Raw genomic sequence first — 12595 nt, forward strand, 5'->3', positions numbered from 1 at the left:
ACTGATGGCATGCGCATGGACTTCCCGTGCCGCGCCGGCTGCGCGGCCTGTTGTATTGCCCCGTCGATCAGTTCGGCGATCCCCGGCATGCCGCAGGGCAAGCCGGCGGGCGTGCCCTGCGTGCAGCTCGATGGCCAGGGCCGGTGTCGCCTGTTCGGCTTGCCGACGCGGCCGGTGGTGTGCGCCAGCTTGCGTCCATCCGAGGACATGTGCGGCGCTTCGCGCGCCCAGGCGCTGGCCACGTTGACGGCACTGGAGCAGGCCACGCGGCCGTAAGCGGCGCCAGGTCACCGGCGTCCTTGCTGCCATGCAACCCCGCCGCCATGCAACCCGCGGCTGGCTGCGGCTGCGCTGCATCCCGGGCGGCCAGGGATGCGCGGCGTGCGGCGCGCTGCTGCCGTCATCTCTCTGCGCGTCGGCCTGCCAGCATCAGGCCACGGGCGTCTGCGGCAGGTGCATCCAGCTCGAAGGCGGTGTACCCGTGTCGCAGAGGGCCGATGCTGGCCTGCAGCCGCAGGGCGGGGACCCGGATTCAGCCCGCGCTGGCGCCGCCCAGATACTGATCCTTGAGCCGCACGTAATGCTGCGCGGAGTAATGCAGGCTTTCGATTTCCTTGTCGCTGAGGGTGCGGGCCAGGCGCGCGGGATTGCCCAGCCACAATTCGCCTTCGCCGACGATCTTGCCCGGGCCGACCACCGCGCCGGCACCGATAAAGCCGTAGCGCTTGACGGTGGCGCCGTCCAGCACGCAGGCGCCCATGCCGATCAGGCACAGGTCTTCGATGGTGCAGGCATGCAGGATTGTGCCGTGGCCAACCGTGACGTCGGCGCCGATCAGCGTCGGGTAGCCGGCCTTGTTGAACGGGCTATGGTGACTGACGTGGATGATGGTGCCGTCCTGCACGTTGGTACGCGCGCCGATCTGCACGTGATTGACGTCGCCGCGAATCACCGTGCCTGGCCACACCGATACGTCATCGCCCAGGCTCACCTTGCCGATGATGGTGCAGGCAGGGTCGACATAGACGCGTGCGCCCAGTTGCGGGGTGTGGTCCAGGAACGAGCGAATCGGGGTCACGATGATCTCCAGCATGTCGGCGTGCCGCCCGGTGCGGGCACTGCCGGCATGATAGCGGGGCGACTGTCGCATGCGGCAAGCGCTGGCGTGGCAGATGACCTGTCTGGCTGTGGCCGTGGATGACGCAGCGGCGCGGCGTGTTGAAACGACCGACGCCAGAACCGGTGGGGCTACGCCTGAATGTTTGCTGCAGCTTCGAAGGGATCGAGTTGCACTGCGTGTGGAGGTTTGCAGTCATGCGCATCTAGCGTCGTTCAAGTTCGCTACCGCGAAATCTCGTATGCCATGCCTGCGCGACGAGTGCAATGCGCTTCGCACTCCGGACCAGACGAACGTGGCGGTTACCCGGTCCGATCGCACGCCAGGTCACGCGCTGCAGCAGTAGGCGCGAGGTCGATCGTGTCCGTGCAAGCAATCCGCATACCCCGGGTGCCGCCATGCAGACACCTCAACGAATGCATGGCGAGCCAGGCGAAGCGCTCTGCCAGCATGTTCGATAAGCGCACACCAGTGCGTGCGGTTGTATTGAACGTCCCCTGCGATCGGCCTAGCGTGCCGATGGCGTTTTGCAACGCGGCGCTCGTGCTGCGTTGCAGTGCCGATGCATTGTCGAGTGCCGCTGCTGCTTCGAGGCTTGCCCGCATCTTCGTCGTGCTGCCCCTGCACGCTCGCATGGCCACGCATGCAGCTGCCAACGCACCTGCCATTCCTACACCAGGATCACCCGATGACCCAGAGCGCCGTGACACCTGCACCCTTCGTACTGGAACGCATGACGCCGTTCCAGTGGAGGGCGGTGGCGGTGTGCGTGTTGCTGACCATGCTCGATGGTTTCGATGTGATGGCGATGGCCTTCACCGCCCCGCATGTGTCGGCGCAATGGCAGTTGTCGGGCAAGCTGCTCGGGGCCTTATTCAGTGCCGGATTGGTTGGCATGGCGGCGGGTTCGTTGCTGCTGGCGCCGCTGGCCGATCGCATCGGGCGGCGCGCGACGATCCTGGCCTGCCTGGCGATACTGACCGTGGGCATGGGCGCCTCGGCGCTGGCCACCGGCGTGTGGCAACTCGGCGCGTTGCGTGCGTTCACCGGCATCGGCATCGGCGGCATGCTGGCCTGCGTTGCGGTCATCGCTGCCGAGTATTCCACCGCCCGGTGGCGCAGCACGGCATTGGCGCTGCAGGCCACCGGTTACCCGATCGGCGCAACGCTGGGCGGCGCAATCGCGGCGTTGCTGTTGCAGCAGTGGTCCTGGCATTCGGTGTTTGTGTTCGGTGCGCTCGGGTCGCTGCTGTGCGTGCCCTTGGTGCTGGCGTTTTTGCCCGAGTCGCTGGATTTTTTGATCGCGCGGCGCCCGCCCGATGCAGCTGCACGCTTCAACGCGGTGCTCGCACGCATGGGCATGCTGCCGCATGCGGTACTGCCGTCACCGCCGCAGATTCCCAATCGGGCGCAGGGCTATGCGGCTCTGTTCGTACCGGCATTGCGGCGGCAGTCGCTGTTGATCGCGCTGGCGTTCTTTCTGCTGATGTTCGCGTTCTATTTCGTACTCAGCTGGACCCCGAAGCTGCTGGTCGTGGCCGGCTTGTCGGCGGCGCAGGGCGTGACCGGTGGTGTCTTGTTGAATCTGGGCGGCATTGCCGGCGGGGCGGTCTTCAGCGCATTGGCGGCACGCGCGCGCCTGTCGCGGCTGACCGCCGGCGCGCTGGGGATCTCGGCGCTGGCGCTGCTGGCCTTTGGCCTCTACAGCACCGTGCTGAGTTGGGCGTTCGTCATCGCGGTGCTGAGCGGCGCGGCGCTGTTTGCTGCCATCGCCGGGCTGTATGCGGTGGCGCCGGTGGTCTTCACGGCGGCGGTGCGTTCCACCGGCATGGGCTGGGCGATCGGGGTGGGCCGCTTCGGCGCGATCGCCTCGCCGCTGTGCGTGGGCGTGCTGGTGGACGCGGGCTGGTCGCCGGCGGCCCTGTACCTGGCCTGCAGCGTGCCGCTGCTGCTTGCGGCCGTCGCCGTGCTGGGCATGCGCCTGCCGGCGCGCTGAAGTGCCCGGCTGGCGGTTGTCGCGCAGCCGAGCGAGGTCGACCGGGCCAAAGAAATGCTGCGCACTGCCGATACCCCGACAGACCCTCCATCGTTGTGGCGGGCTCTTCCGCGGACCATTTGCAGATCAGCGCCGGCATGCTCAGAACCATCGACTCCGATCAACTCCGCCCCGGCATGTATGTCTACAAGCTGCTGGGCGCGTGGGTGCACCATCCGTTCTGGAAGACCTCGTTCCTGGTCGATTCGGATGACGTGGAGAAGATCCATGGCAGCCGGATCGAGCAACTGGTGATCGACACCGCGCGTGGCCTGGACCTGGAAACGGCGGCGCCGGACGCACCGGACCCGGAGCCCGAGCTGGCGGTACCGTCACCATCACCACCACCGACGCCCGAGCCGCCCACCGCCACGCGCACCGCGCGCACCAATAGCGTCACCGCGCAGGTCGGCATCGAGTCCGAAGTGGTGCGCGCACGCAAGATCTTCGAAGACGGGCGCGACACGGTCGAAGCGATGTTCCGCGACGTGCGGCTTGGACGCACCGTCGACACCGAGGCGGCGATGCCGCTGGTGGAAGCCATCAACGAGTCGGTCCTGCGGCATCCGCAGGCCCTGATCAGCGTGGCAAGGCTCAAGACCGCCGACGACTACACCTATCTGCATTCGATGGCGGTGGCCGGCCTGATGAGCGGGCTGGCGCGCCAGCTCGGCTTGCCCGAAGGGCAGGTCGTCGAGGCGGCCATGGGCGGCCTGCTGCACGACATGGGCAAGGCGGTGACGCCGCTGGACATCCTCAACAAGCCGGGCAAGCTCACCGACGACGAAATGGAGGTCATGCGCCAGCATCCGCTGGATGGTCATCGCCTGCTGGTGGCCGGCGGCGTGCAGAACGCGGTGGTGCTGGAGATCGCGCTGCACCATCACGAGAAAATGGACGGCAGCGGCTACCCGAACCGCCTGGTGGGCGAGGACATCTCACTGATGTCGCGGATGGGCGCGGTGTGCGATGTGTACGACGCCATCAGCTCCGACCGCCCCTACAAGCGCGGCTGGGATCCGGCCGAATCGCTCAAGCGCATGGCGTCGTGGCAGGGGCATTTCGACCCGGTGGTGTTCCAGGCCTTCGTGCGCCGGCTGGGGATTTATCCGGTCGGCTCGCTGGTGCGGCTGGAGTCGCAGAAACTGGCGGTGGTGATCGAGCAGACCGCCGATGCGCTGCTCAAGCCCAAGGTCCGCGTGTTCTATTCGGCCAAGTTGCGCAGCCATGTGCTGGTGCAGGACATCGATCTGTCGCGGCCGGATTGCCAGGACCGCATCGCACAGATGGAAAGCCCCACCGACTGGGGCTTCCGCGATCTCGAGAAGCTATGGTTGCCGTAATCGGTAATTCGTAACCCGTAGGCCGCCAGTTAGCAGTTGGCCTACCTGGCACGCAGATGCATCGAGCGAGCGCCACGGCAGTTGAGGAATCCCGCTGGGTGATTGGGCTGGATGCGCAAGCGTCGCGTGGTGACAACCGCAGCGTTGTCCTCGTGCTTGCCGCCACCGCTGCCAGGCCCGGTGGACCGCACGCACCCGTGCCCGGCGCGCCGGCCGCAAGCCGGTTGCCGCACCACCACCAGGCGCATTGGTCAGCCTGCGAGCGCGACCATGCTGCGCTGCAGCTTGGCAATGTAGTTATGATCCATAACTATTCCGGAACGCAATCACTTGCCGACCTGGAACCCATGTCTCAGCCGTGCCTGGATGACCGTCGCTTCCCACACCTGCCTGCCGCCGCAGACGGCCGCCCTGTGCTGGCGCTGGACTGGCACCTGCATGCTGTGGCTCGCCTGCACGACGTGGCCAAGCCCCCCTCGGCATGCCTGAGCGCGTCTACAATGCAGCTCACGCCGCGGACCGGCGTTGCGGGCGGTGTGCGTTGCGCGCACCGGTCCGCCCGTCGTCTTCGCTGCGAGAACCGTCATGTCCGTCACTGCCAATGCCGCCCTGCCGCCGGATGCCGTCACCACGGTGGATCAGGCGCGCCTGCTGCGGCTGCTGGGCTACCGCATCACCCGCACCGAGTTGCTGGTGCGGCGGATGTTTCAGGACTGCGTGGCAGCGTTCGATCTCAAGCCGGTGGACTTCTCGCTGCTGATGCTGGTGGACGGCAACCCGGGCATCAACCAACGCCAGATCGGCGATGTGCTGCACGTGTCGGCGCCCAACCTGGCGATCGTGGTGGCACGCCTGGTCAAGCGCCGCCTGCTGCGGCAGGTGCGGGGACGCCAGGACCGACGCATGCAGCACCTGTCGCTGACCACCGCCGGCGTGACCCTGCTGAGCGCCGCCGAGGCCGAAGTGCTGCGGATGGAACAGCAACTCAGCGTGGTGCTTGGCAGCAGCGAGGCACCGTTGCTGCGCGCACTCGACCGGCTGGACCGTCTGGACACCGCCTGATCCGCAGCTGCCGTGCAGGCGCACGGCCCGCGTTCCACCTGAGCTTTGCACGCGCCGTCGCCGGCGTGTCGATCGCGCCTGCCTGACCGTTGTTCCGCCGCAGTGTCCGCTGTCCCTCCCCATGCTGGAGATGTTTGCAGTGAACTATCGATCGGTCCTGTCTGGGTTGTCTTCCCGCGCATCGGGGCTGCGCCGCGCAGCGCTTGCCATGGTGGCGCTGCTCGCTGCCGGCACCGCCGGGGCGCAGAACCTGCCGCAGAGTACGACGCTGACCAACGGCATCAATACCGGCGGTACCAGCTACCTGGACGGCTTCACCCGCACCACGCCCGGCTGGGCGGTGATCACCTATCTGCGTCAGAGCTCACTGGATGCGGTCAAGGATTCCCGCGGCAACGACGTGCCGGTGTTCGATCGCCCACGCATCGATTCGACCCTGCTGCTGACCCAGGTCGCCTATGTCACGCCGTACAAGCTCTTTGGCGGCGCGGTTGGCATCAACACGCTGCTTCCGCTGATCAACCTGGATGCCTCGTTCGGGCGCAACAGCATTGCCAGCTTGCGCGACAACGGCGCCGGTGTGGGTGACCTGACCTTTGGCCCCTATCTGCAGATGCTGCCGGTGATCCGCAATGGCAGGCCGGTGTTTTCGCAGCGTTTCGAAATCAATGCGATCGCGCCGACCGGCAAGTTCGACCGCGACCGCGACCTCAATCAGGGTGCCGGCTACTGGTCGCTGGTGCCGCAATACGCGTTCACCGTGTTCCCGACGCCCAACTGGGAAGTCAGCGCACGCATCAACTACATCTACAACTTCCGCAGCGAGCGGCGTCCGAACCTGCCGCCGGGTTTTGCGTTCCGCAACGGCCAGGCCGGCGATGCGGGCTGGATCAACTTCGCCACGTCCTGGGAAGTGGTGCCCGACCTCCGCCTTGGCGTGAATGCCTATTACCTCACCCAGTTCCGCGACAACCGCACCAACGGGCAGCGCGTGGCCGACACCCGCCAACGCGTGTTCTATGCCGGCCCCGGCGGTGTATGGCGGATGGATGCCAACAACATGCTGTTTGCCAATGTGTATCTGCCGGTGGAGGTCAAGAACGCCGCCTCCGGCAACAACGTCAACCTGCAGTACGTCCATGTGTTCTAGCGCCGGTACGGCCGGCCTCTTCGGAGAGTGGCAATGAATTTGCAGAACAAGACGATCGTGGTCACCGGCGTGGCATCGGGCATCGGTGCCGAAGTCGCACGCCTGGCCCGTTTCCATGGTGCCAGGGTGATCGGCGTCGATCGCATGCCGGTGCAGATGTCGCTGCACGGGTTCCACCAGGCCGATCTTGGCGATCCGGCATCCATCGATGCGCTGGTGCAGGCCTTGCCGGAGCGCATCGACGCGCTGGCCAACGTGGCCGGCGTGCCCGGCACCGCACCGCTGGAGGTCGTGGCGCGGGTCAACTACCTGGGTCTGCGCCATTTGAGCCAGGCGCTGCTGCCGCGCATGACGGCTGGCGGTTCCATCATCAACGTGGCCTCCATCCTGGGCGCCGAATGGCCGCAACGCCTGGAGCTGCACAAGCAGCTGGCCGCCACCGACAGCTTTACGTCCGGCACTGCGTGGTTGCAGGCGCATCCGGTGAGCCACGACACCTGCTACCAGTATTTCAAGGAAGCGCTGATCGTATGGACCCTGCTGCAGTCGCGGCCCTGGTTCGCCGAGCATGGCGTGCGCGTCAACAACGTCGCGCCCGGACCGGTGTTTACGCCGATCCTCGGCGATTTCGTCACCATGCTCGGCGAGGAGCGCGTCAAGGAAGACGCCAAGCGCATGACGCGTCCGGCGTACGCCGACGAGGTGGCAGAGGCCATCGTGTTTCTCGCCTCCGATGCTGCGCGCTGGATCAACGGCATCACCTTGCCGGTCGATGGCGGGCTGGCGTCCACCACCCTGTAACACCACCCCCTCAGCAGGAGGCTAGACCATGAACGCTCTCCCCAACACCGCGATTGCCGCGTCGTCCGTCCCGGCGTGGCATGGCTGTATCTTCAATGGCGACTGGGTGCCCGGCAACGGCGGCACCGCGCAGATCATCGAACCGGCCACCGGCAAGCTGCTGCACGAAGTGGGCAAGGCCGATCTGGCCGATGTCGCCGCTGCCGTGGCGCTGGCGAAAAAAGCGCAACGTGCCTGGGCAGCCACGACGCCGCGTGAGCGCGCTGCCGTGTTTCACCGTGCCGCGCAGCTGATGGAAGCGCGCAGTGCGGAAGCGGCGCTGCTGATCGCGCGCGAAACCGGCGGCATCCTGCCCAAGGCCCAGCGCGAAGTGAACGAGTCGGTGGTGTTCTATCAGCAGGCGGCGGCGCTGCCGCTGCAGGCCGTCGGCCAGGTGCTGCCCACCGGCGCCGGCCAGCTCAGCCTGGCCCGGCATCTGCCGCTGGGCGTGATCGCGGTGATTTCCCCGTTCAATTTTCCGTTGATCCTGTCGCTGCGGTCGGTGGCTCCGGCGCTGGCGATGGGCAATGCGGTGGTGCTCAAGCCTGACCCGCGCACGCCGTACACCGGCGGCGTGGTCATCGCGCAGGTGCTGGAGGAAGCGGGCCTGCCGAAGGGCTTGTTGCACGTGCTGCACGGCGATGCCGCCATCGGCCAGGCGCTGGTCGAATCGCCGGATGTCCCGATGATTGCCTTTACCGGCTCCACCGCTGCCGGGCGACGCATCGGCGAGATCGCGGGCCGGCACCTGAAGAAAGTGTCGCTGGAGCTGGGCGGCAACAACGCGGTGATCGTGCTCGACGACGCCGATCTGGACAGGGCGGCCTCTGCCGTGGCGTTCGGCGCCTACATGCATCAAGGGCAGATCTGCATGGCCACCGGCCGCGTGCTGGTCCAGCGCAGTATTGCCGATGCGCTGACCCAGCGGCTGGCTGAAAAGGCCAGGCATCTGCCTGTCGGCGATCCGGTCAGCGGCACCGTGGCACTGGGTCCGATCATCGACCAGCGCCAGCTGCAGCGTGTGATCGATATCGTGGACGACAGCGTCGCCGCCGGTGCGGTGGTGGAAGCCGGTGCCAGCAACGAAGGCCTGTTCTATGCGCCGACGGTGCTGTCCAATGTGCGTCCGGGCATGCGTGCATTCGACGAGGAAGTCTTCGGGCCGGTGATCAACATCACCGTGTTCGACACCGACGAAGAAGCCGCGGAACTGGCCAACCATGGCGAGTACGGCCTGGCCGCCGGCATCCTGTCGGCATCGGTGTCGCGCGCGATGAACCTGGGCGACAAGCTCCATACCGGCCTGTTGCACATCAACGACCAGACCGTGTCCGACGAAGTCATCAACCCCTTCGGCGGTACCGGTGCCTCCGGCAACGGCACCAGTGTCGGCGGGCCGGCCGACTGGGAGCAGTACACCCACTGGCAGTGGCTGACGATCAAGAACGAAGTGCCGCAATACCCGTTCTGACCGGCATGGGGCAAGGGCCATTCAGCAAAACTCGCAGCGTCGAGGGCGCGGTGCCCTCACCGCTCGCGGGACACGCCGTGAACCCGTCCTTGGGGGCTCGGTGGCGGCATCCATGCCGCCACACGGTCCCGCAACCGGCAAGGACACCGCCCCAGACAGTTGGCCGGCACTCATCTGAAAAGCTGTCTCTCGTGCGGTGTGCACCAGACATGGAGCCGATGCTCCATGGTCGAACAAGGCGCATCCAGCACGGCTCTTAGCCTTGCACACCGACCATCTCGCCTGGGTCCTTGCCCGCTCGCCGTCGCGGGACCCTGAGCGGCATGGATGCCGCGCCGGAGCCTACATGGACGTACTTGCGGCGTGTCCCGCGATGGTGGGCGGGCAAGGGCCCTGCAGCAAACTGACAGCATCGAGTGCGCGTTGCCCTAACCGCTCGCGGGACACGCCGTGAATCCTTCCCTGGAGGCTCGGTGGCGGCATCCATGCCGCCACATGGTCCCGCAACCGGCGAGGACACCGCACCGGACAGTCTGCTGGTCGCTTTGTTGAAAACCCTGCAACCAGCCCACGGATCGGCCGCTCTTAATCGCCAGCGCGAAAGCGCGTCGGCGAACAGCCGGCGTGACGTACGAAATAGCGGCTGAAGTACGCAGCGTCGAAAAATCCAAGGTCGGCGGCGATCTGCTGCACGCTCAGGCTGGTGTAGCGCAGGCTGCGGCGGGCTTCGAGCATGATGCGGCGCTGCAGTAATTGCAGTGCCGAGGCGCCGGCCAGTCGCTGGCACAACGCATTGAGATGGCCCGGCGTCAGGCCCAATTGCTCGGCATAGCGGGAGATCGGCCAATGCGCACGGTAATGCTCGTCGATCAAGGCCTGATAGCCGCGGAGATGGCGTAGTGCCGGGTCGGCATACGGACTCACCGCAGCGGCATCCTGCGCGTGTTCCAGCGCCGTGCGGGCGGTCCAGATCAACAACTGCGCTGCGGCGGCATGCAATGCGGCCTCATGGCCGACGCGTCGGCAGGCATGGTCGTCGGCAATGCTGGCGAACAGCACGTCGAGCAGCCCGCGTGCGCGTTGTGCGTGCAGGACCTGCGGGATGGTCAGGGCAGTCTGCAACAGTGGTGCAGCACTCAAGGCGCCGCGCACCAGCGGCATGCACAAGGTGATGATGTGGCCGCGCACCCGCGGATCGAACCCAAAGCCATGCACGCACAGTGGCGGCAGCCAGATCACGCGCGCACCACGCACGTGCTGGCTGCGGCCATCCAGCTGCAGCGTTGCCGGCCCGCGTTGCACGTACAGCAACTGTGCCAGGTCCTCGTGCCGGTGCGGAGTGATGTGCCAGTCATGTAGCCGGCTGCGTGCGGCAATCGACTCCCAGTGCAGCAACTCGGGCGTGTCGGCGTGCTGCTCGCCATACAGGCCGAAGGCGGGCACCGCGGTGGCTGCAGCAATGGCGTGCGCGCGTCTGGGCATCGTCGAAAAGTCCAAGCACTGCGCGCAATCATCCCTTCACTGCACGCGCTTGGCTACCCACACTGGCCTGCATCCGTCAGCTGGGGCAGGAGCATTGCATGCGCACCCAAATCGCGATCATCGGCGCCGGCCCGTCCGGCCTGTTGCTGGGCGAGCTGTTGCTGCGGGCCGGCATCGACACCGTGGTGATCGAGCGGCAGACGCCGGACCACGTGCTGGGACGGATTCGTGCCGGCGTGCTGGAACAGGGCAGTGTGGCGCTGTTGCAGCGGGCAGGCGTTGGCGAACGCGTGCAGCGCGAGGGCCTGCCGCATCACGGCTTCGAACTGTCGCTGGATGGCCGCCGGGAGCGGATCGACCTGCTGCGCGGTTGCGGACGTAGCGTCACCGTCTACGGCCAGACCGAGGTCACTGCCGATCTGATGCAGGCACGTGCACGCAGCGCTGCGCCGACGTATTACAGCGCGCAGGACGTGACGTTGTGCGGGGTGGATGGCGACGCACCCGCGGTGGAGTTCACCCATGAGGGCCGGCGCCAGCGCATCGACTGCGACTACATCGTCGGCTGCGACGGCTTCCATGGCGTCAGCCGCGCCAGCATTCCGCCCGAGCGACTGCGCCTGTTCGAGCGGGTGTATCCGTTCGGGTGGCTTGGCGTGCTTGCCGACACCCCGCCGGTCCACGACGAGTTGGTCTACGCGCAGCACCCGCGCGGCTTCGCGTTGTGTTCAATGCGCTCGCCGACGCGTTCGCGCTACTACGTACAGGTACCGGCCGATGCGCGGGTAGAGGCATGGAGCGACCAGGCGTTCTGGGATGCATTGCGTGCGCGGTTGCCCGAGACGCTGGCTGCGCAACTGATCACCGGGCCATCGATCGAGAAGAGCATTGCGCCGTTGCGTAGCTTCGTCGCCGAGCCGATGCAGTACGGGCGCCTGTTCCTGGCCGGCGACGCGGCGCATATCGTGCCGCCCACCGGCGCCAAGGGCTTGAATCTGGCGCTGGCCGATGTCGGCCTGCTTGCGCAATTGTTCGAGCGCTGGAACGCGCGTGGCGACGCCGAGGTGCTGCAACAGTACTCGGCGCTGGCGCTGCAACGCGTCTGGAAGGCCGAACGGTTTTCATGGTGGATGACCACCTTGCTGCATACCTTCGCCGACCAGGACGCGTTCACCGCACGCATTCATGCCGCGGAGCTGGAGTATCTGCTGGGCAGCGAGGCAGGGCGCGCGACGGTGGCTGAAAACTACGCCGGCCTGCCACTGGTGGAACTGCCGGAGTAAGTGTGGCCATGACCGCTGCCGGAGATTCTCCGTGTGCGCCTGAGAATTCGGCCGCAGTGGTTACCTATGGATTACCACCAATGTCGGAAGTGCCCTGGTGCACTCCAGGGCGGCTAGCGGGCGAGCAGACGCGGCCGTTAGGCTGGCGGCGACGCGTAGAAACTCTGTCTGCCAAGGCGCGTCATTCCCCCAATCAGCGGCGCACCGTGCTGGTGTTCCAGCCAGCGTAGCGCCCGTCTCCACATAAGGAGTCTTCCATGAATAAGCTGTTCTCCCGCGCCTTGCTACTGGTCATGCTGGTAGCGCCGGTGGCTGCGTTCGCGCAGACCGCGGTGACCGAAAATCCCAACCACCAGAAGATGCTGCTCGGCTCCACCTGGCCCGAGACTGTCAACAAGCGGCTGGTTTACGACTTCTGGCGCATCGTGTTCGAGGCCGGGCAGGTGCAGGAAGCGCCGAAATACATGGACAAGAACTACATCCAGCACAACCCGAACGTGGCGAATGGCCGCGATGCCTTCATCGCGTTCCTGACCGCGTTCGTGCCGCCGACACCGGTGCAGGAACGCGTGCAGCTGCCGCTGGTGGCCATCACCGCCGACCGTGACCTGGTCACGCTGGTGTCGGTGCGCACGCTGCCGGATCCGCGCGATCCGAGCAAGACCTACACCACCACCTGGTTCGACATGTTCCGCATCGAAAAGGGCCTGATCAAGGAGCACTGGGATCCGGACACCATCGCCGGCCGCGCCAATACCGGCGGGCAGTAATCGCTGCTGCGTTGCAGGGCTGCAGCGTGCAGCTCTGCAATG

At 66.5% G+C, this 12595-nt stretch carries 11 protein-coding genes; 9 read left to right on the forward strand and 2 right to left on the reverse strand.

Features of this window, described 5'->3' with window-relative positions; all coding sequences use genetic code 11:
- Positions 1-15 precede the first annotated feature (15 nt).
- Positions 16-276, forward strand: coding sequence for a YkgJ family cysteine cluster protein (locus CPBF1521_RS01780; protein WP_370659358.1), 261 nt, complete (start codon positions 16-18; stop codon positions 274-276).
- Positions 277-532: 256 nt separating this feature from the next.
- Here the strand turns inward: CPBF1521_RS01780 and CPBF1521_RS01785 are convergent, their stop codons facing one another.
- Positions 533-1078, reverse strand: coding sequence for a gamma carbonic anhydrase family protein (locus tag CPBF1521_RS01785; RefSeq protein ID WP_181901126.1), 546 nt, complete (start codon positions 1076-1078; stop codon positions 533-535).
- A gap of 727 nt (positions 1079-1805) precedes the next feature.
- On the opposite strand from CPBF1521_RS01785, the gene CPBF1521_RS01790 reads away from it, so the two are divergent.
- The 6 genes from CPBF1521_RS01790 (at position 1806) to CPBF1521_RS01815 (ending at position 9018) form a co-directional block, all read left to right on the forward strand.
- A complete protein-coding gene (locus tag CPBF1521_RS01790; protein ID WP_115675713.1) occupies positions 1806-3113 on the forward strand; it encodes an MFS transporter in 1308 nt (435 codons plus the stop codon).
- 137 nt (positions 3114-3250) lie between these two features.
- Positions 3251-4495 (forward strand): HD-GYP domain-containing protein, encoded by a 1245-nt coding sequence (locus CPBF1521_RS01795; protein WP_115676480.1) that lies wholly within the window; start codon positions 3251-3253, stop codon positions 4493-4495.
- A 585-nt stretch (positions 4496-5080) separates the two neighbouring features.
- The gene (locus CPBF1521_RS01800) at positions 5081-5557 is read left to right on the forward strand and encodes a MarR family winged helix-turn-helix transcriptional regulator (RefSeq protein ID WP_104583863.1); all 477 of its coding nucleotides are present in this window, start codon (positions 5081-5083) and stop codon (positions 5555-5557) included.
- A 121-nt stretch (positions 5558-5678) separates the two neighbouring features.
- A complete protein-coding gene (locus CPBF1521_RS01805) occupies positions 5679-6707 on the forward strand; it encodes a SphA family protein (protein WP_370659359.1) in 1029 nt (342 codons plus the stop codon).
- A gap of 33 nt (positions 6708-6740) precedes the next feature.
- Positions 6741-7508: a coniferyl-alcohol dehydrogenase gene (locus CPBF1521_RS01810; protein WP_115675715.1), complete on the forward strand. Its 768-nt coding sequence runs from the start codon at positions 6741-6743 to the stop codon at positions 7506-7508.
- Positions 7509-7536: 28 nt separating this feature from the next.
- Positions 7537-9018, forward strand: coding sequence for a benzaldehyde dehydrogenase (locus CPBF1521_RS01815; RefSeq protein ID WP_115675716.1), 1482 nt, complete (start codon positions 7537-7539; stop codon positions 9016-9018).
- A gap of 585 nt (positions 9019-9603) precedes the next feature.
- Here the strand turns inward: CPBF1521_RS01815 and CPBF1521_RS01820 are convergent.
- Positions 9604-10500 carry a helix-turn-helix domain-containing protein gene (locus tag CPBF1521_RS01820; RefSeq protein ID WP_115675717.1) on the reverse strand — a complete coding sequence of 299 codons (897 nt, stop codon included), beginning with the start codon at positions 10498-10500 and terminating at the stop codon, positions 9604-9606.
- 98 nt (positions 10501-10598) lie between these two features.
- On the opposite strand from CPBF1521_RS01820, the gene pobA reads away from it, so the two are divergent.
- Positions 10599-11783 carry a 4-hydroxybenzoate 3-monooxygenase gene (gene pobA / locus CPBF1521_RS01825; RefSeq protein ID WP_115675718.1) on the forward strand — a complete coding sequence of 395 codons (1185 nt, stop codon included), beginning with the start codon at positions 10599-10601 and terminating at the stop codon, positions 11781-11783.
- Positions 11784-12040: 257 nt separating this feature from the next.
- The gene (locus CPBF1521_RS01830; RefSeq protein ID WP_104583857.1) at positions 12041-12553 is read left to right on the forward strand and encodes a nuclear transport factor 2 family protein; all 513 of its coding nucleotides are present in this window, start codon (positions 12041-12043) and stop codon (positions 12551-12553) included.
- The last annotated feature ends 42 nt before the right edge of the window (positions 12554-12595 follow it).

It is taken from the genome of Xanthomonas euroxanthea (genome assembly GCF_900476395.1).
Classification (GTDB): domain Bacteria; phylum Pseudomonadota; class Gammaproteobacteria; order Xanthomonadales; family Xanthomonadaceae; genus Xanthomonas; species Xanthomonas euroxanthea.

Coding starts and splice junctions, on each gene's coding strand:
- CPBF1521_RS01780 (WP_370659358.1), top strand. CDS start 16: ATGGACTTCCCGTGCCGCGCCGGCTGCGCGGCCTGTTGTATTGCCCCG.
- CPBF1521_RS01790 (WP_115675713.1), top strand. CDS start 1,806: ATGACCCAGAGCGCCGTGACACCTGCACCCTTCGTACTGGAACGCATG.
- CPBF1521_RS01795 (WP_115676480.1), top strand. CDS start 3,251: ATGCTCAGAACCATCGACTCCGATCAACTCCGCCCCGGCATGTATGTC.
- CPBF1521_RS01800 (WP_104583863.1), top strand. CDS start 5,081: ATGTCCGTCACTGCCAATGCCGCCCTGCCGCCGGATGCCGTCACCACG.
- CPBF1521_RS01805 (WP_370659359.1), top strand. CDS start 5,679: ATGCTGGAGATGTTTGCAGTGAACTATCGATCGGTCCTGTCTGGGTTG.
- CPBF1521_RS01810 (WP_115675715.1), top strand. CDS start 6,741: ATGAATTTGCAGAACAAGACGATCGTGGTCACCGGCGTGGCATCGGGC.
- CPBF1521_RS01815 (WP_115675716.1), top strand. CDS start 7,537: ATGAACGCTCTCCCCAACACCGCGATTGCCGCGTCGTCCGTCCCGGCG.
- CPBF1521_RS01820 (WP_115675717.1), bottom strand. CDS start 10,500: ATGCCCAGACGCGCGCACGCCATTGCTGCAGCCACCGCGGTGCCCGCC.
- pobA (WP_115675718.1), top strand. CDS start 10,599: ATGCGCACCCAAATCGCGATCATCGGCGCCGGCCCGTCCGGCCTGTTG.
- CPBF1521_RS01830 (WP_104583857.1), top strand. CDS start 12,041: ATGAATAAGCTGTTCTCCCGCGCCTTGCTACTGGTCATGCTGGTAGCG.